Source organism: Flavobacterium sp. (assembly GCF_043773265.1).
Lineage (GTDB): Bacteria > Bacteroidota > Bacteroidia > Flavobacteriales > Flavobacteriaceae > Flavobacterium.
In genome coordinates, this window is sequence record NZ_JAYVFH010000227.1 from 28,944 (window position 1) to 47,883 (window position 18,940).

19 protein-coding genes are annotated in these 18,940 nt (G+C 29.0%); 5 read left to right on the forward strand and 14 right to left on the reverse strand.

Annotated features, from left to right (window positions below):
* Nucleotides 1-3: 3 nt before the first annotated feature.
* The gene (locus tag ACH2BO_RS12115) at nucleotides 4-588 is read left to right on the forward strand and encodes an NUDIX hydrolase (protein WP_395044990.1); all 585 of its coding nucleotides are present in this window, start codon (nucleotides 4-6) and stop codon (nucleotides 586-588) included.
* A gap of 75 nt (nucleotides 589-663) precedes the next feature.
* On the opposite strand, the gene ACH2BO_RS12120 is transcribed toward ACH2BO_RS12115, so the two are convergent.
* Nucleotides 664-1,260 (reverse strand): DUF6705 family protein, encoded by a 597-nt coding sequence (locus ACH2BO_RS12120; RefSeq protein ID WP_395044991.1) that lies wholly within the window; start codon nucleotides 1,258-1,260, stop codon nucleotides 664-666.
* A gap of 9 nt (nucleotides 1,261-1,269) precedes the next feature.
* Complete coding sequence (locus tag ACH2BO_RS12125) at nucleotides 1,270-2,769, reverse strand: hypothetical protein (protein WP_395044992.1); 1,500 nt, start codon at nucleotides 2,767-2,769, stop codon at nucleotides 1,270-1,272.
* Nucleotides 2,770-3,187: 418 nt separating this feature from the next.
* Between ACH2BO_RS12125 and ACH2BO_RS12130 the strand changes: the two genes are divergently transcribed.
* Nucleotides 3,188-4,531 (forward strand): DEAD/DEAH box helicase, encoded by a 1,344-nt coding sequence (locus ACH2BO_RS12130; protein ID WP_395044993.1) that lies wholly within the window; start codon nucleotides 3,188-3,190, stop codon nucleotides 4,529-4,531.
* A gap of 419 nt (nucleotides 4,532-4,950) precedes the next feature.
* A complete protein-coding gene (locus ACH2BO_RS12135) occupies nucleotides 4,951-5,433 on the forward strand; it encodes a hypothetical protein (RefSeq protein WP_395044994.1) in 483 nt (160 codons plus the stop codon).
* A 113-nt stretch (nucleotides 5,434-5,546) separates the two neighbouring features.
* Here the strand turns inward: ACH2BO_RS12135 and coaD are convergent, their stop codons facing one another.
* The 6 genes from coaD to ACH2BO_RS12165 all read right to left on the reverse strand — a co-directional run bounded on the left by coaD (nucleotide 5,547) and on the right by ACH2BO_RS12165 (nucleotide 11,984).
* The gene (gene coaD / locus ACH2BO_RS12140; RefSeq protein ID WP_395044995.1) at nucleotides 5,547-5,999 is read right to left on the reverse strand and encodes a pantetheine-phosphate adenylyltransferase; all 453 of its coding nucleotides are present in this window, start codon (nucleotides 5,997-5,999) and stop codon (nucleotides 5,547-5,549) included.
* Entirely contained in the window at nucleotides 5,999-6,394 is a 396-nt protein-coding gene (locus ACH2BO_RS12145; protein ID WP_395044996.1) for a hypothetical protein, read from the reverse strand. The genes coaD and ACH2BO_RS12145 overlap by 1 nt, the downstream gene beginning before the upstream one ends.
* 56 nt (nucleotides 6,395-6,450) lie before the next feature.
* Entirely contained in the window at nucleotides 6,451-7,062 is a 612-nt protein-coding gene (locus ACH2BO_RS12150; RefSeq protein WP_395044997.1) for a hypothetical protein, read from the reverse strand.
* A 17-nt stretch (nucleotides 7,063-7,079) separates the two neighbouring features.
* Nucleotides 7,080-7,688 (reverse strand): zinc-ribbon domain-containing protein, encoded by a 609-nt coding sequence (locus ACH2BO_RS12155; protein ID WP_395044998.1) that lies wholly within the window; start codon nucleotides 7,686-7,688, stop codon nucleotides 7,080-7,082.
* 4 nt (nucleotides 7,689-7,692) lie between these two features.
* Entirely contained in the window at nucleotides 7,693-10,923 is a 3,231-nt protein-coding gene (locus ACH2BO_RS12160; protein WP_395044999.1) for a gliding motility-associated C-terminal domain-containing protein, read from the reverse strand.
* A 74-nt stretch (nucleotides 10,924-10,997) separates the two neighbouring features.
* Complete coding sequence (locus ACH2BO_RS12165) at nucleotides 10,998-11,984, reverse strand: D-alanine--D-alanine ligase (protein ID WP_395045000.1); 987 nt, start codon at nucleotides 11,982-11,984, stop codon at nucleotides 10,998-11,000.
* A gap of 83 nt (nucleotides 11,985-12,067) precedes the next feature.
* Between ACH2BO_RS12165 and ACH2BO_RS12170 the strand changes: the two genes are divergently transcribed.
* Both ACH2BO_RS12170 and ACH2BO_RS12175 read left to right on the forward strand, forming a co-directional pair.
* Nucleotides 12,068-12,715, forward strand: a complete 648-nt coding sequence (locus ACH2BO_RS12170) for a PASTA domain-containing protein (protein ID WP_395045001.1) — start codon at nucleotides 12,068-12,070, stop codon at nucleotides 12,713-12,715.
* Complete coding sequence (locus tag ACH2BO_RS12175; protein WP_395045002.1) at nucleotides 12,705-13,748, forward strand: RluA family pseudouridine synthase; 1,044 nt, start codon at nucleotides 12,705-12,707, stop codon at nucleotides 13,746-13,748. Before ACH2BO_RS12170 ends, ACH2BO_RS12175 begins: the two co-directional genes overlap by 11 nt.
* A gap of 13 nt (nucleotides 13,749-13,761) precedes the next feature.
* On the opposite strand, the gene ACH2BO_RS12180 is transcribed toward ACH2BO_RS12175, so the two are convergent.
* The 6 genes from ACH2BO_RS12180 to ftsH form a co-directional block, all read right to left on the reverse strand.
* A complete protein-coding gene (locus ACH2BO_RS12180; RefSeq protein ID WP_395045003.1) occupies nucleotides 13,762-14,541 on the reverse strand; it encodes a superoxide dismutase in 780 nt (259 codons plus the stop codon).
* Nucleotides 14,542-14,575: 34 nt separating this feature from the next.
* Nucleotides 14,576-14,839 carry an acyl-CoA-binding protein gene (locus ACH2BO_RS12185; protein ID WP_395045004.1) on the reverse strand — a complete coding sequence of 88 codons (264 nt, stop codon included), beginning with the start codon at nucleotides 14,837-14,839 and terminating at the stop codon, nucleotides 14,576-14,578.
* Nucleotides 14,840-15,490 carry a phosphatidylserine decarboxylase family protein gene (locus ACH2BO_RS12190; RefSeq protein ID WP_395045005.1) on the reverse strand — a complete coding sequence of 217 codons (651 nt, stop codon included), beginning with the start codon at nucleotides 15,488-15,490 and terminating at the stop codon, nucleotides 14,840-14,842.
* The gene (locus ACH2BO_RS12195; protein ID WP_395045006.1) at nucleotides 15,480-16,286 is read right to left on the reverse strand and encodes a phosphatidate cytidylyltransferase; all 807 of its coding nucleotides are present in this window, start codon (nucleotides 16,284-16,286) and stop codon (nucleotides 15,480-15,482) included. Before ACH2BO_RS12195 ends, ACH2BO_RS12190 begins: the two co-directional genes overlap by 11 nt.
* A 1-nt stretch (nucleotide 16,287) precedes the next feature.
* Nucleotides 16,288-16,887, reverse strand: a complete 600-nt coding sequence (locus ACH2BO_RS12200) for an LUD domain-containing protein (RefSeq protein WP_395045007.1) — start codon at nucleotides 16,885-16,887, stop codon at nucleotides 16,288-16,290.
* 115 nt (nucleotides 16,888-17,002) lie between these two features.
* Complete coding sequence (gene ftsH, locus ACH2BO_RS12205; protein ID WP_395045008.1) at nucleotides 17,003-18,931, reverse strand: ATP-dependent zinc metalloprotease FtsH; 1,929 nt, start codon at nucleotides 18,929-18,931, stop codon at nucleotides 17,003-17,005.
* Nucleotides 18,932-18,940 lie beyond the last annotated feature (9 nt).

Genomic DNA, 18,940 nt, shown 5'->3' on the forward strand with positions numbered 1-18,940 from the left:
CAAATGTATAAAGTTTTTGTCAACGATAAGCCACTTTTTTTAACAAATGAAATCGAAAAAGAAACCGATTTTCAAATATTTTTGCTTGAAAGTATTGATGTTGAGCAACTTATTATAAAGATGTTCAACAATAAGATTAAGAAAGCTTATTTATACTATCCTGATGAAAAAGAACTTTTAAAAAAAGTTAAGGAGCAAATTCCTGTAAAAAAAGCTGGTGGCGGATTGGTTTTTAATAAAAATGGTGAGGTTTTATTTATTTTTAGAAACGGAAAATGGGATTTGCCAAAAGGTGGATGTGATAAAGGTGAAGAAATTGAAGATTGTTCGCTTCGTGAAGTTGAAGAAGAAACTGGAGTAAATAATTTAAAAATTACCAAAAAACTTCAAAAAACTTACCATATTTTTAAGCGAAATGGTGTTTATAGATTAAAAATAACACATTGGTTTGAAATGAAAACCGATTTTGAAGGTACACCAATTCCACAAGCCAATGAAGGAATAGAAAAAGTGGCTTGGCTCAATCCTGAAGAAATTAAGCAAGCTTTAAAAAATTCTTATGAGAATATTAAATTGTTATTTGAGTAGCTTTTTTAATTAATATCTTTTTTTAATAAAAAAAACTGCCTTTTGAGGCAGTTTTTATACAATTAAGATTAAATTTTATGGTTGTTTTATTAAAATGTATTCACCATCGGGAACTATGTTTGAAATGTAATTATCTCCAACCCGATGACCAACATTTATTGTACGGCGAAAAGCTTTTAGCACTTCATTTCCACCAATAATTGTTCTTCTAATAATTAAATCACTACCAACTTGTGTATCACTAAAAAACAAGTTCATTCTTTTTTCGTTGAGTAAACAATCATTACAAGGAAAATCTTGATTATTTTCTATCAATGATAAACCTGCAATATTATGAAGATATTCGTCGTCATATATAATATCAATTTCACTTAGTGTACTAACTGTATTATTAATATCTAGATATTCAAACTCACCTACTATTAAGTCTGCAAAAAAAGTAATGTAAGGAACCATAGTAACCTTTTTAAGTATAATTTTAAAGTAGACACCATTATTTTGATATACATATGTCCCAACGAATTGATTCATATCATTATTGATGTCTTTTACATAAGAGTTTGGTATAGAGACTCCATTCCAATCTAAATTATTTATAATAGGAGTTTGTGCTTTAGAATTTAATACACTAAGTAAAAGTATAATTAGATTTATTTTTTTCATAATTTTCATATTTTAATTTTATGGACATGGAATTGTAATTACAATTCCACCTTCAAGTTTTATTTTATTCCAGTTAGTAAAATTATCATCAGCAGCTTTATATAGTGTAAAACCATAATTTCCATATTTGGCAAGAAATTTTTGTTCATATGTAGATGAGTCATCACCATAATATTTTGAGTCTGCTTCAAGAATGGATTTTAATTTTCTCATAACATCCCATGATGCAGGTAATGAATTCATGTCTAAATCTATTTTATTTTTTAATAAAATTTGATTATCTATCATTAATGCATAAGTAAAAGTTGCTGGAGTTGAACTTACATGGTTTCTAACTACAACATACGTCACCAAATTTGGTCTGTTATAATCTCTCGTATTAGGTTCTTCATACATTACGTTCAAAAATCTTATATCACCAAAACCAGGAACTGGTTTGTCATTCACACCATGATTATGAGCGGCGCCAAAAATATATCCACCATATTCAGACATAATCATATTGTAATCATTTGGATTTATAGGAACATCAATATTTGTATATTTATCAATAGAATTTTTATATTCTAAACCAAAACCATATTCTCTACCAGTGTTTGTTTTTGGTCTTAATGCTACCAACTTCCCTTTTAAACCGTCAGCAGCTAAATCATGTGCAGTTAATCTTTTCAAGCGATCACAAGGAGTTTCTGTACTATCCGCTTCAATACAATTAGCGGTATGACAAGGCAGGACAGTTTCAAGAATATTACTATTAAAACCACCGCTACTATTAAAAGTTGAAGTACTAGAGGATGAAGATGTTGAAACATTTTCTCCACCAATAACATTAGGAAAACAAAAAGTTGAATCACTAAAAGTAATAAAAGCAAATCCATTTAAAAAAGCATGATAAAAACAATTTGAATTTGCAACATGTATCTCATGCTCTTGTCCAGTTAAATCACTGCATAGAACCTCTTGAGTAGTTATACATTCTGCTCCACCAGGAGTTGTTGACCAAAAAGTTCTACCTTCAATATTCAAATCTGTGAACTCCTTTTCATTAAATGTCATTTTATAAGAATCGTGTTCTTCTACCCTTACTGCTTTTTCATTCATGAAGTATTTAATAATTGCAGCAACTGTTTCACCATCTTTCACTCTTATTATTAAGTTCTCAAATTTCAACTCTTCTTTAACTTCTCTTTCTATTAACAATGTAAAAAAAGTTGTTCCGTCAGCATGTGTAATTATTCTAACAGGTTCATCCGTTACAATAGTAAACCCAAATTGGTCTTCGAGTGCAGTTCTTGCTGTTTCAGAAGTCGTTGAACTAAATTTTTTCTTAGTCAATTTACTGTAAGCAGTACTAAAAACTGGCATGTCGAGTGCTTCTTTCAATGATTTTTCTTTTAAATCAAAATTAATTCGATTTTGTCCATTTATGTATTCTTTCTCTTGTGTGCAACTATAGTACAAAAATGTTGCCAAGATTAGATAAAGAAAAATTTTAAATTTTTTTAATGGTTTTTTCATTCGCGTTGGTTTTAATTGGTTAGACATTTGTTTTCTTTCCTTAATTAAAACCTTTCAACAATGATTTTTTCAACAAGAACTCTTTATTATTTCTTATAAATAGAACAAAGTATGACTTTATAACTATGTATTAATAAAGAAGGTGTGGAAAACTGAACACTATTTAGGTAAGAGGTATCTCGAAACACCCAACAGACAAAATAGGTCAGCCCACACCTAATAGTGTGAGCTTTACCCATCTGACTCTGTCTGTTTTAAAATTTTCGAGATTTTCTTACCAGAGTTTCTTTAAGTAAAAGCTAATATTTTATATTTTTATTTATTTCATAAAACGAATGTAAGAAAATATTATTAATTTATTAATATAAATAATACTAATTGCTATTTTAAAATTCACAATTGGCTTTACCTTTGCCAAATGAATAGAAATACACATTCCAACAATTTACTTTTAAATCTTGGTATTGAAAGTTTAAACGAAATGCAAGAAATGGCACAAGATGCTATTTTAAATGATGCCAATGTTTTATTGCTTTCGCCAACTGGTTCGGGCAAAACACTAGCTTTTTTACTTCCAATATTTGAAATGTTGCAGCCAGAAATTGCTGGAGTTCAATGTTTAATATTAGTTCCGTCAAGAGAATTGGGTTTGCAAATTGAACAAGTTTGGAAAAAAATGGGAACAGATTACAAGGTAAATGTTTGCTATGGTGGACATTCTATTGATACCGAAATTAAAAATTTGTCTAATCCACCAGCAGTTTTAATTGGAACTCCAGGACGAATTGCCGATCATATTGATAGAGCAACTTTTAAAACTGATAAAATTGAAACCTTAATTCTTGATGAATTTGATAAATCATTGCAACTTGGTTTTCATGAGCAAATGACTTATATCATTGGAAGATTAACCAAATTGAATAAACGTGTTTTGGTATCAGCAACTTCAGATATTGAAATTCCTAAATATACACGAGTTGTTAATCCAACCATTTTAGATTTTATTCCAACAGAAGAAGAAAATTCTAATCTTTCTTTAAAAATGGTAGTTTCTAAAGAAAAAGATAAAATAAATTCACTTTTTAATTTGTTATGCTCTTTAAAATCGCAATCGGCAATTGTTTTTTGCAATCATCGTGATGCTGCAGAACGCATTAGTGATACCTTAAACGAAAAAGGAATTTATTCAACTTATTATCACGGTGGAATGGATCAAGATGAACGTGAACGTGCTTTAATTCAATTTAGAAACGGAAGTGTAAGTTATTTAGTCACAACAGATTTGGCTGCTAGAGGTTTGGATATTCCAGAAATGAAACACGTAATTCATTATCATTTACCATCTAAGGAAGACGAATTTACACATAGAAATGGAAGAACTGCTAGAATGTTAGCATCTGGAACTGCTTATATCATTGCTCATGAAAGTGAGAAAAAAATGGACTATTTGGATTATAAAATGCCAGTTTTAAATGTTGAAAATGCAACCACTTTACCAAAACCACCTGAATTTCAAACTATTTATATCAGTGGTGGAAAGAAAAATAAGCTAAACAAAATAGATATAGTAGGTTTCTTTTCTCAAAAAGGAAAACTAGAAAAAGGTGATTTGGGTTTGATAGAAGTAAAAGATTTCATCTCGTTTGCAGCTGTAAAATTCAATAAAACAAAAGATTTATTAAATAATATTCGCGACGAAAAAATGAAAGGGAAGAAATTTAAAATTGAAGTAGCGCGAAAAGTTGTTAAGAAAGAGGAGTAATAGAATCACAGTTGGCCGTCACAGTTTTGAGCTTATATTTATGAAAACTGTGACTGAGACTGAAAAACTAAATCGAGATTCATTACCACATAAAAGTCCACATTTAGAATCGGTACGTTTATTTTCATTGATATAATTAACATATTTCTGTTCTTTTTTTACTTTTTTTGCATTAAAAATGTATTTTATCGATTTAATTAACACTTTATCGACATTAAAAAAATAAATAAAAGTTAATGTGTAATTTTAAATACTCAATCTTAAAAAAACAACTTAATCTAATAGTCATTCAAAAGACTACAAATTATTAATAGATTATTGTTTGTTATATTTCTCCCTAAAATTTACATGTTTATCCTTAATGACGTGGTATTTTATTAATTATTAAATACTTAAACATTATGAAAGCAAAATTTTCAATGCTCGCAATTATTATTTTTATGTTTTTCGTTTCTTGTGATTCTTCATCAATTGATGAAACTGAACTCTTAAGTGTACAAGCAAAAACAGCAGTTGAAAGGAATATTTCCAATTCATTTGAGGGTACAGACACTCCTACAGGTTCAATAGGCGGAGGTATTATGACTCATCTTGGAAGATTTCAAGCAGTTCAGACGGCAACCTTGTTGCAAAATAATGGAGATGGTACTTTTAACTATGCCTCTAATGACATCATTACTGCAGCTAACGGAGATATGTTATATTCTCAATCAACAGTTCTTTTAACTTTTAGCTCTGCATTAGAAGCCACCTATGTTGGAGGTTTTACTATAACAGGAGGTACAGGAAGATTCGTTGGAGCAACAGGATATTTATCTTTTACAAATGGTGTGTATATTATTAATGGAGATACTGGAATTGGCGCATCTAGACATAATGCGTTTGGAATGATTACATATTAATTCTGAAATTTGGTTTTAAATTCTGAAAATTAAGAAAACAAACAAGTCTGTTGACAGGTAAATTTCACAGATTTTATAAATTATTATTTGTAAATCTGTGAAATTTATGTTGATTATATCTTTACAGAATCTGGAACTAAAACTGTATAATCGCCTCCGTTTCTAATAACATCTCTTACAATGCTTGATGAAATATAGGATGTTTTGGAAGCTGTTAATAAAAAAACAGTTTCAATTTTAGACAATCTTCTGTTGGTGTGTGCTATTGCTTTTTCAAATTCAAAATCGGCTGGATTTCTTAGACCACGAAGAATAAATTCGGCTTTTTCTTTTCGGCATAAGTCTATCGTTAAACCTACATAAGTAATTACTTTTACTTTTGGTTCGTCTTTAAAAGCTTGTTCAATAAAGCGTTTTCTGTCTTCTTGTGAAAACATATATTTTTTTTCAGAATTCACTCCAATAGCAACAATAACTTCATCAAATAGAGAAATTCCTCTTTTAATAATATCATAATGTCCATTGGTTATAGGATCAAATGAGCCAGGAAATATTGCTTTTTTCATTATTTTCGGTCTATTGAATAAATGATTCCTTTGTTAAATAATTTTTCTAAATCTTTTTGAGTGGTAACAGCTCTATCTAAGGTGTAATTTCTATCGATATCTATTTCATCAATTTTATCTGACATATCAATTTCATAATCATTGTTGGTTATATAAATACTGTCTTTATTAACTTGGCCAACTCTAATAGTACTAAAATGACCATTATCTAATTCAACTGAATATACATCACCTTTTTGAGGATTGGCGATATAGGTTTTTTCTTTATCTTTTCTATAATTATAATAAAGAGCTCCAAATGCCATTAAACCTGCAATAGATAATATAATATAAAGTACAATTAAAGGTTTACTTAGCCCTTTTTTTTCTTTTTCTATTTGAAATTTAGAATCCATTATTGATGTTTTTTTTATTTTTTAAGGTAAAAATATTACATTTCATTAAATCTTGATTATTCTCTATCTATTGAATAGATTGTTTCTTTTTTATACAATTCTTGCAGATTTTTTTGTGTAGTAACATCTTTTTCAATAGTATAGTTTTTATCAACATCAATTTTACTAATTCCTGTTGATTGATCAGTTAGATAGTCGTTGTAAGTAAAATATATAGAATCTTTGGTAACTTTATCAACTCTCATGGTTGTAAAATTTCCGTCGTCGGCTTTTATACTATAAACATCACCAGCTTTTGGGTTTTTAATATAAGTTTGCTCTTTATCTTTAGTTTGACCAGAAACATAAAATGCAATTGCAACCAATGCTGCAATAACAAACAATCCAGAGAACATCCAGATTGGAGTTTTTAATCCGCTTTTTTCTTTTTCTCTATCTAGTTTTGTTTTTATTTGCTCTGACAAATCTTTATATTCATAAGTTTTTTTGCAATGATTACATTCTGCAACGGTAACTTTACTCATTGGAAATATTGGTATCCAATAAATGTAAGCATATTTTCCGAAGACGCTATATGTCATTGATGTGTTAGTTTTACATTCTGGACAATCTACATTTATGAGTTGTCCGTTTAATAAATTACTAGCTTTTGTTCCGTAAAAAATCATAGTTTTGTTGGTTTTGGTTAATTTCTAATTATTGAAATGATTTTATCATCCTTATAAAATTTTAAAAGTTCAAATTTAGAATAAATTATTTTGTTTTTTGTGTAATTTTTGGTTTTGTTAATTTCATCAATATCATAAGGTAAATCTACTTGAAAATCGTTTTCAGTTGCAAAAATACTGTCGTTTGAAATTGCATCAATTCTTAATGTATAATAATAACCTTTTGAATCTTTTATAGCATAAACATCATTAACCATTGGTTTTTTAATGTAAATTTCAGTTTCATTATTGTTTTTATAATAATTAAAAATACCGTAAATAATTGCTAAAATTATTATAAAGCTACCAAAAAACATCCAAATTGGATTTTTTAGATTATTGTTTTCAACATATAATTTTGAAATTGTTTTATCATCTAAGCTATTAATTTCGATAATATTGTTACAACTTTCACATGTTACAACAGCTTCTTTTCCAACAGGAAATAAGGGAATTAAAGTTAAATGTGTATATCTTGAATAAACAGAATAATGTAATGTTGAATTGATTTTGCAATTAGGACAATTAACATTTGATATATTTCCATTTTTAATAATTTTGGAATTTGTTCCAATTAAAACTATCATAGTTTTATTTTATTTCTCTGTTAATATATATCCATCCAGTTACAGATGGTTCAACAGTATCAAAATCTATTAAATAGTAATATGTTCCGTCTGGTAATTCTTTTCCAGAATTTGATTGACCAATCCATTGAGTTGAATAATTATCTTTTGAATAAACTTTCATACCATATCTATTAAAAATAGTCAATTTTTTTACATCTAATAATTCTAAATCGAAAAATTCATTTAGGTTGTCACCATTTGGAGAAATACCTTTTTGAATATCACAATATATTTTTGCAACAGAAAGATTTTGAGATTTATAACAACCATTAGGTAATAAAACAGTAACATTAAAAGATAATGGTAAATTTACAATTATTGAATTTGAATTAATATAATCAGTTACATTTAGAATTGAATTGTTTGAATTTACTATAACATTACTATTTTCTTCCCAAGTATAAAAAGCTGTACTGGCATCAAATGAATTACCAATTGGAACTACTTCTAGCGTGAATTTTTTATCAACACAATCTTGAATTATTGTAAAATTAAAATCTTCAAATACAGTAACGCTTAATGATGGAGGTAAAAGACTACATTCTCCTGCATTTGGTGTGAATATATAATCTCCAGTCAAAGTATTGCTTACAGTTGTTGGTGACCAAGTTCCAGAAATTCCGTTTAACGATATTGAAGGAAGAGTAGGAACAATTCCACCAAAACATATTGGAGCAATTGGATCAAATGTTGGAGTAATTTTTGGATTCACAACAATTTGCAAGGTTGTAGTCGAGGCACAAAGTCCTGTGGTTGGTGTAAATAAATAAGTTGTAGTAGTTAAATTATTTAAAGCTGGTGACCAAGTTCCAGTAATTCCATTATTGGATGTGGTTGGTAATGCAGCCAAAACTGTACCTTCACAAATTGGATTAACAGCAGAAAAAGTTGGAGTTACAATTGGAGTTACAATTATTGTTAAGGTTACTGTTGTTGCATCTTGACCAATTGCTGGTGTAAAGGTATAAGTTGTTGTAAGAGTGTTGTTTAGTGCTGGTGACCAAGTTCCAGTAATATTATTATTAGATGTTGTTGGCAAAGGAGATAAAATGGTTCCAGAACATATTGGTAAAACAGCAGTAAAAGTAGGAGTAATGGTAGTTGTTGATGAGTTAGTAATAATAGTTTGCGAAACTGTTGGTCCGCAAGGTGCGTTTATTTGAGCCAAAACAGTATAAGTTCCGTTAACTAAATTGTTAACAGTATTTGTAGATGATGATGAATTAATTGTTTGGCTTACAATTGTATTACTTGCATTTAACCAAGTATAAGTAATTAATGGAGTTGTAACTGTTGTTACAATAGTTGCAACTGCAGTTGAGTTATTTGGGCTTACTAAAGTTGAAGTTACATTAATTGAAGAAGTTGTAGAACAAGATGAACTGTTTATTGCTATATAAATTCCACAAAAACCACTTCCAGTTACATACAATTCATTAGTTCCTGATTTTAATTTTATATCAGTAATATATTTATTTGCTGTAGTTGAAGCAACTGGAATTGTTCCATTTGGTGTAAAACTAGTTCCATTAAAATTATAACATAAAATTGAACCGTTTCCGCCAATGTAAATGTTATTACATTCGTCTACTGCAATTCCGCCTTGATATCTTGCTGTTAGCCCTAAAATTTGAATTTCGTTTATTCCTATTCCAGTATTTTTATTGTAAGCTTTTAAATTATAACCATCATAATAGAATAAAAAGTTATTATTTACTGCAAGAGCATTAAAACCATTTGATGAAGGATAGGAAAGTCCACTTCCAGGATAAATTTTATTTCCTAACTCTTCAAAAGTAGTATATCCAGTAGATGTAAACCAAGAATTACCATCGAAAGATGAATTTACTCTTAATAAAGCATTGCTTGTTTGAGTTTCAAATGAACTTGCATAAAGAAAATAAACAACGCCATTAGAATCAATTGTATGTGATACAATATCTTGACCAGCAGAACTTAATCCTGTAAAACTTTGAGGGTTGATTGATGCTGTTGTTGTATTTAGAATTCCTGCCGAAACATTACTTGTAGTTCCGCCTCCAAGACCAAAGATAGTTCCATCACCGCAACTGTAACCCATATCCCAAATTTCTTCCCAAGCTGGATTTGCAAGACTTATAAAATTATCATAAATTCCAAATGCGTCAATTCTAATAATTTGCGTTCCATAATTAAATCCTTGACCAGTATAGGATTTTCCAGAAACTTTATCAACAATAAAATTGCTTGGGTAATTTATTACAGGATTTGAAAACCAATTTGCAGATGGTACTACTCCATCAAAAGTCCAAATTAAAGATCCAGTTGGTGAAAATTTAGAAATTAAAAATGGACCACTTCCGCCATAGGCATAAAAGTTACCTGCATAATCATAATCAACATCATAAGCATAATTATTATTTGCAAATGAAATATTGATAACCCATGGATCAATTGTAATTTTTTGATTTTTATCATATCCATTTGGAAAATTAAAAGAAATTATATTATTATCAAGTTTAAAATTAGATTCCAACTTTAAATCATTTTGAAAACTATTAGGAGCAAGCTCTGTTATGTCTATAATTGGTGTTTTAATTATTACATTTCCATTTTTAAGTATTAGTTTTTTAATATCGCCTGAATATTTAATTTTTACATCCTCTAAATTGGCGCCAGGATATAGAATTACATTATATTTTATTCCGTTTTCTTTTTCATTTGTAAAAACATATTCAATATCTATATTGTTATAAATATTTTTGTAGGTTATCTTTTTAAAACAATCAGATTTATATTTTTCATCTCCAAATGAATGATAAAAAGTTTGTTTTTCATCAACAATAATTTCTGCATTTGGGTTTGAGTTTTCCCAATTTACTGAAACAAAATATTTTTTTGTTGCTTTTCTTTTAATTTTTTTTCCATGTTCAATTTTTTCAAACTCTTCATGACTCAATGGCTTCTTTTTTTGTAATAGATAAGTCAATCCTTGATTGCTAAAATAAACTTGCTCATCACTATTTACATAGCCATACAGAACTTCTTTATTATTGGGTAATATATTATTGAATTGTCCATTGTTTTTAATAAAAACTCTATTCCCAAATATATCGCCACTCGCTACAAATCTATTTTGACTATTTCCTTGTAAAGTAATACATAATAATGCAAAAAGCAGAAGGTTTTTTAAGCTGATTAGTTTTATTTTCATAATATGTTATTTAGTTTAAAAATTAATTTATTAAAAAAATAATCAATTAAACTAAAGCCATAATTGAGTATATTTTACTTCTTCCAAATAGGTTTTCTTTGTAAAGCTAAACTAATTTCGTTATTTAACAAATTAATCATAGGTATTTTCGCATAAGTAGCTTGTTGCGGAAAAATGCTTTGTGGAGATAATCCTGGGTTAGTATTTATCTCTATGAAATGTGGAATATCATTCATAATAATAAAATCGGTTCTCGAAAAGCCGCTCATACCAAGTGATTCATATACTTTTTTGGCGGTTTCAATTACATGATTTTCAATATCTAATGGTAAATCTGCAGGAGTAATTTCTTTAGATTTTCCTAAATATTTAGCTTCATAATCAAAAAAATCATTTTCACTTAAAATTTCAGTAATACCAAGAACTTTTGTTTCACCTTCATATTTTATTACCGCAACAGATACTTCTCTTCCTTTTAAAAAAGATTCAATTAAAATATCATTATCTTCAGCAAAGGCAAATTCAATTGCTTTATCTAGTTGGTCTAACGAATTTACTTTAGACACACCAAGCGAACTTCCTGATTGATTAGGTTTTACAAAAAATGGTAAGCCAAGTTCTAATACGATTTTGTCACCATCAATAACATCACCTTTAGATAAATAAATAGAATTAGCTTTAGGAATATTAAATTTAGATAAAACTGAAAGTGTATCTCGTTTATTAAAAGTCAAACTCGACTGATAAAAACTACAACCTGTGTATGGTAATTCTAATAATTCCCAATATGCTTGCAAATGTCCATCTTCTCCTGGTGTTCCGTGAACTGTGTTTACAGCAACATCAAATTTTATTGTTTGATTGTCTTTTTTAAATGAAAAATCGGCTTTGTTAATAGGATATTTTATTTCATCAATTAAACAATACCAATCATTGAGAAGAATGTGTACTTCAAATGCATCATATTTACTTTTATCAATATGATTTAGAATTAATTGACCACTACGTAAAGATATTACAGACTCATCTGAATATCCACCCATAACTACTGCTACGTTCATTGAAGATATAATTTTAATTACTATACAAAAATAGCACAATTGTTGAAACTAAAAATTATATCTTTGCGATAAATACTTTTTTTATGAGTTTTGGTAAATACATTACAAGTCGTGTCTTTTTTGCTCAAATATTGGCAGCAATTTCAATATTAGCTGTTTTGGCTTTTATATTTTTTCATTGGATAACTTTTATCACAAATCATGGTGACGAAATTACTGTTCCCAATTTAGGAAAAATGAGTGAAGACCAAGTTGATGACAAGCTTAACCAATTGGGTTTAGATTATCAAATAATTGATACTGTAGACTATAAACCCGAATTTCCTAAAATGGGAGTTGTGCAACAAGATCCAAGTTCTGGTTCTAAAGTAAAAGCAGGTAGAATAATTTACCTAACAATTAATGCATCTACTTATAAAATGGTGAGTGTTCCAGATTTAATTGAGAAAACTTATCGACAAGCTGTTCCTACATTAAAAGCAATAGGATTGTTGGAAGGCGAAGTTAGATATGTTCCTTATTTAGGAAAAGATATGGTTCTTGAAATGTGGATTAATGGAAAAAAAATAAAACCAGGAATGAAAGTTTTAAAGAAAACTAAAGTTGATTTAGTTCTTGGTGATGGAGAAGTAATATTTGACGATTCTGAAGTTGATAGTATTGTAAATGTTGCCAATAAAATTGAAAGAGAATTAGAAAAACAAAATGATACAATAAAAAATGCAGAATAATATTGATCTTCAAGAACCAGAAGAAGAACTTTTTGAACATTATAGATATGAGGTTCCAAAGGGACAAGCTTTTTTGAGAATTGATAAGTATTTGATGTTATTAGTTCCTAATGCTACTCGAAATAAAATTCAAAATGCGGCAACTAATGGTGATATTTATGTAAATGATGTTCCTGTAAAATCTAATTATAAAGTAAAGCCACTTGATGTTGTTAGAATTTTACTTGCGCATCCACCATTTGAAAATCGTGTAGATCCAGAAAACATTCCGTTAGATATTGTTTATGAAGATGATGCATTGCTGCTAATAAATAAACCACCAAATTTTGTTGTTCATCCAGGACATGGTAATTATACCGGAACTTTGGTAAATGCTTTGGCATATCATTTTGAAAATTTACCATTAAATAGTTCAGAACGTCCAGGATTGGTTCATCGAATTGATAAAGATACTTCTGGTTTGTTAGTTGTTGCCAAAACTGAAATTGCAATGACGCATTTAGCCAAACAATTTGAAGCAAAAACATCTGAAAGAGAATACATTGCACTCGTTTGGGGAAACGTAAAAGCAGAAGAAGGAACCATTGAAGGCAATATTGCTCGACACGTAAAAGACAGAATGCAAATGGCAGTTTTTGCAGATCCAGAAATTGGAAAACCTGCTATAACTCATTATAAAGTATTAGAGCGTTTTGGATATGTAACTCTGATTTCTTGTAAATTAGAAACAGGAAGAACACATCAAATTAGAGTTCATTTAAAACACATTGGTCACACTTTGTTTAATGATGAACGTTATGGTGGAAATTTAATATTAAAAGGAACTACGTTTACAAAATATAAGCAATTTATTGATAATTGTTTTAAAACCTTGCCTCGACAAGCACTTCACGCTAAAACTTTAGGTTTTATTCATCCAACAACTGGAAAAATGATGCGTTTTGAAACAGAATTGCCTCAAGACATGAAAGATTGTATTGAGAAATGGAGAAATTATTCTAAGTCAAATATGTCAGAGGAAGAAGATAATTAATAGAATTTTTTTTCTATTTTATTGCTTCATCAAACTTTTGACTGACCTTTTTCCAATTTATGCAATTAAAAAAATTTGATATGTATTTTTTTCTATTGCTTTGATAACTCAAATAATATGCATGTTCCCAAACATCAATTGCTAAAATTGGTGTTCCAGAAACTATTTGCTTTGGCATCAACGGATTGTCTTGATTTGGTGTACTTGTTATTTGTAATTTTCCGGTTTTGTCAACTACCAACCAAGTCCAACCAGAGCCAAATTGTTTAGTCGCAGCATCAGAAAACTGAGTTTTAAAACTTTCAAACGAACCAAAATCTCTAGCAATTCTTGCAGCTAATGAGTCTATAGGTTTAGCATCACCTTTTGGCGTTAATATTTCAAAATACAAACTATGGTTGTAATATCCGCCAAGATTATTTCTCATATTGGCATCACTCATATCTAGTTTCTTGTGTAATTCCTCAATTGTTAAACTCTCTTTCTCTGTTCCGGCTAAAGTTTTATTTAAATTGTTAGTATGCGTTAAATAATGTCTAGAATAATGAATTTCCATAGTAACGGCATCAATATTTGGAGAAAAATCATCATATTTGTATGGCAATTTTACCAATTCGAAAGCTCCTTTTTGAGCAACAACATCTTCTGGAGTTCCAAGAGTCATTTTTTCCTCTTTAGAAGGAAGTGGAACTTCTACAACTTCTATAAGTTTCTTTTTATTACAAGAAATAATTGATATAATAAAAAAAATACTTAAAACTAATAAAGCAGTTTTCTTGAATGAAATATACATAACAGAATTTTTTTTATTGAATGAAAACAATTTTTTAAACAAGAGAATTTATTAAATTTATATATTCTTCTTTAGCTTGTTCAATAGAAAAATGACTTATTTGCATCCATGCATTCATTTTAAAAGCATTTCTTAAATCATATTCTGGTGATATTCTTCTATCGATTGTTCCCATTGTTGCTTGCTTGTATAATGCATACAATCTTAGTTGCACATCTTGGGGCAACGATGCTTGAGTCATTTCATTGGCTTTTTCTACAGCATCTTCAAATCGAATATCTATTTCGTTTTCTTGCATTTATTTAGTTGCAATAATGGTACGATTTCCTATTGCAGTTTGATTCAATTTAACATTAATAGTTGTTCCTAACGGAAAATAAATATCAACTCTAGAGCCAAATTTTATAAATCCAGCATCATCACCTTGACGAACTTGCATTCCTTCTTCGGCATAATTTATTATTCTTTTTGCCAATGCACCAGCTATTTGTCGGTACATAATTTCGCCAAAAATTCTATTTTCAATTACTATCGTTGTTCTTTCGTTTTCGGTACTTGCTTTTGGATGCCAAGCAACAAGGTATTTTCCTGGATGGTATTTACTATATTTCACTTTTCCCGATGTTGCATATCTTGTAACATGAACATTTATTGGCGACATAAAAATTGACACTTGAATTCTTTTATCTTTGAAATATTCTGGTTCAAACACTTCTTCAATTACTACTACTTTTCCATCAACTGGAGCAACAATTGTGTAATCATCAACTTCTAAATGTCTGTTTGGATTTCTAAAAAATTGTAAAACGGTTATCAATAACAATAATAATAGTATTTGAACAGTTTTTAAAATCCAAAAATTTGAAATTAAAACCGGAGATAACAACAATAAAATTACAAAAGTTAATGTTGAAATTAAAATAATTTTCGCGCCTTCTTTATGAAACATAATATAAAATTTGATAAAATAAAAATACAAATGGTGCTACAAATATAACACTATCTAGTCGATCTAAAATGCCTCCATGACCAGGCATTATTTTTCCGCTGTCTTTTACGCCAGCCATTCTTTTAAATTTAGATTCAATTAAATCGCCTAAAGTGCCAAAAACACTAACTATTAGCGCAATAATTATCCAAATATAAGTTGCCGAAGCACCAATATAATATTTTGAAATTAATACACTTGCAAGTACACAAAAGAGTAATCCACCAAAGAATCCTTCAATTGTTTTTTTAGGTGATATTTTTTCTAAAAGTTTGTGTTTTCCTATTGATTTCCCAACAATATAAGCAAATGTATCATTAGTCCAAATTAGAATAAAAATACTTATAATAATTTTCGGATTATATCCTTTTATTCCAAAAGGTATTTTTATTAAAAGTAGAAACGGAATAATAACGTAACCTATTAGATAAATATATTTAGAAATGCCATCTATTTTTTCTTTCTTAGTATTAAAGAGAAGCAATAAAGCTTTGATGCTAACAAACAAACTTGCAATTAACAATAAAATATCGTTAGTTTTATTGGTTTTATATTGCGTTCCAAAATAAAAAGCCAATCCGCCAAGAAGTATTGGAAGGATTTTTTCTAGGTTGATTAATTCACAAAACTCATATATTGTTATGAGTAAGAAAACTCCAAATAGTATAAAAAAACTATTGGTAGAGTAGGTTGTAGCCAACAATAAAAGTGCTACATAAACTACACCAGAAAGTAATCTCGTTAGAGTTTCGTTCATTTTACAAATCTTCTAGGAGAAGTAAATATAGGTTTTTTGCACTACTACCATAGGTTAAGAAGTCTTCATCTTGAACTTTTTCAAAATATTTTATGGTAGTAATATTTGTGGGATAATCTTTATCATATTTTTTCTTAATTACACGCAAGCCATCGCTTTTAGTTTCTAAAATTTGACTTGTTGTTGCTAGAATTACAATATTATCTGGAAGTTCATTTGGTTTATTTTGTTTAATTTGATTGGATGAAAATAAAATAGAACCTTCATCTGCGATTAAATTTTCGCAACTTGCAAATAAAAATTTAGGTTTGTTTTGACTATTATAATTCAATTTATTTTCTTCTAATAAATTAAATAGTTTTGGTTCATAACACATAACATCACTTTCAAACCAATCGTTTTCTTCTAGTATATTTTCAAATTGTTCTTTAACTTCTGAAATATTTTCACAATAAATAAATTTACCTCCATTTTTTTTAAAATTAAAAGTAAACAATTCATCCACCGGAAGTGAAGAAGGATTAGGAGCGTTATATTCGCTTTGGTTTTCCTCTTTGGAAGCATCATTGCCAGAACCAAATATTTTTCTAAAAAGACTCATATTTTATAATAGTATTCGTATTGTATTACTTGAAAACCTTCAAAGATAAAAAAATCTTAATTCAAATTGCTTTTTTGAATTAAGATTTTTAATACTTTATATTATAATTGATTTTTTAAACCGTTAAGTCGGCTAAATCTTCATTTTCTTTATGATATGGTCTTTTACCGAAAATTGTTTCTAAATCGTCTTTAAATATGACTTCTTTTTCTATAAGTATGTCAGCAAGTTGTAACAATTTATCTTTATTTTCTTTTAATATTTCAATAGCTCTTTGATATTGGCCTTCTATTAAAATTGAAATTTCTTTATCAATTGTTATTGCTGTTTCTTCAGAATAGGGTTTGTTAAAATTATATTCATTTTGTCCAGATGAATCATAATAAGTAATATTACCTAGTTTTTCATTCAAACCATAAATAGTAACCATAGCACGAGCTTGTTTGTTTACTTTTTCTAAATCGGATAATGCACCTGTAGAAATTGTATCAAAAACTACTTTTTCGGCAGCTCTTCCGCCCATTGTTGCACACATTTCATCTAGCATTTGGTCTGGACGAACTATTAATCTTTCTTCTGGTAAATACCATGCAGCGCCAAGACTTTGACCTCTTGGTACGATTGTAACTTTAATAAGTGGTGCAGCGTGTTCTAACATCCAGCTTACTGTCGCATGTCCAGCTTCGTGAACTGCAATAGCTCTTTTTTCGGCTGGTGTTACAATTTTATTTTTCTTTTCTAATCCGCCAACGATTCTATCAACGGCATCAAGAAAATCTTGTTTGTCTACAGCAGTTTTATTATTTCTTGCTGCAATTAGTGCTGCTTCGTTACATACATTTGCAATATCTGCACCAGAAAAACCAGGAGTTTGTTTGGCTAGAAAATCGGTATCCAAACCTTCAACTTTTTTTAATGGAGTCAAGTGAACTTCAAAAATTTCTTTTCGCTCTCTAATATCTGGTAAGTCTACATAAATTTGTCTATCAAAACGACCAGCACGCATTAACGCTTTATCTAAAACATCAGCTCTGTTGGTTGCTGCAATTACAATTACATGAGTATTTGTACCAAAACCATCCATTTCTGTTAGCAATTGGTTTAGGGTGTTTTCGCGTTCATCATTTCCGCCAGACATGCTGTTTTTTCCTCTTGCACGACCAACAGCATCAATTTCATCTATAAAAATAATTGCTGGAGATTTTTCTTTGGCTTGTTTAAATAAATCTCTAACACGAGATGCGCCAACACCAACAAACATTTCAACAAAATCTGAACCAGACAATGAAAAGAAAGGAACTTTAGCTTCGCCAGCAACAGCTTTTGCAAGTAAAGTTTTTCCTGTTCCTGGAGGACCAACTAGTAAAGCACCTTTAGGAATTTTACCACCAAGTACTGTGTATTTTTCAGGATTTTTTAGAAATTCTACAATTTCTTGCACTTCTTCTTTTGCACCTTCAAGTCCGGCAACGTCTTTAAATGTAGTTTTTACTTCGGATTTTTCATCAAAAAGTTTTGCTCTCGATTTCCCAATATTGAATAATTGTCCGCCACCAGCACCACCAGCACCACCAGACATTTTTCGCATAATAAAAATCCAAACACCAATAATTAATATAAATGGTAATAGAGAACTAATAATTTCTATCCATTCACTTTTTGGTTGAAAATCGTAACTTTTAATTTTGTTTTGCTCAAGAGCAGTATCTAATTTTTTTTGAAAAAGTTCACTGTTTCCTGTTTCAAAAGTATAATGTGGTCCTTTGTTAGGGTTTCCAAAAACATCTTTAGCAATTTTTTTATTGACTTTGTCTTTTAATGCGTTTGCAGTTAAGTATGCTTCTGCTTTAACATTATTAAAAATTATAACTTTATCAATTTGACCATTATTTAATAATTCATTAAATTTAGCTGTGGTAATTTTTGATGGATCTTGCAAACTAGAACCATTTAAAATGTTTAAAACAATAAACATTAGAATAATTCCACCCGAAATCCACCATGGACTAAATTTTAATCCGCTTGGTTTTTTGTTTTCTGACATTATTTTATT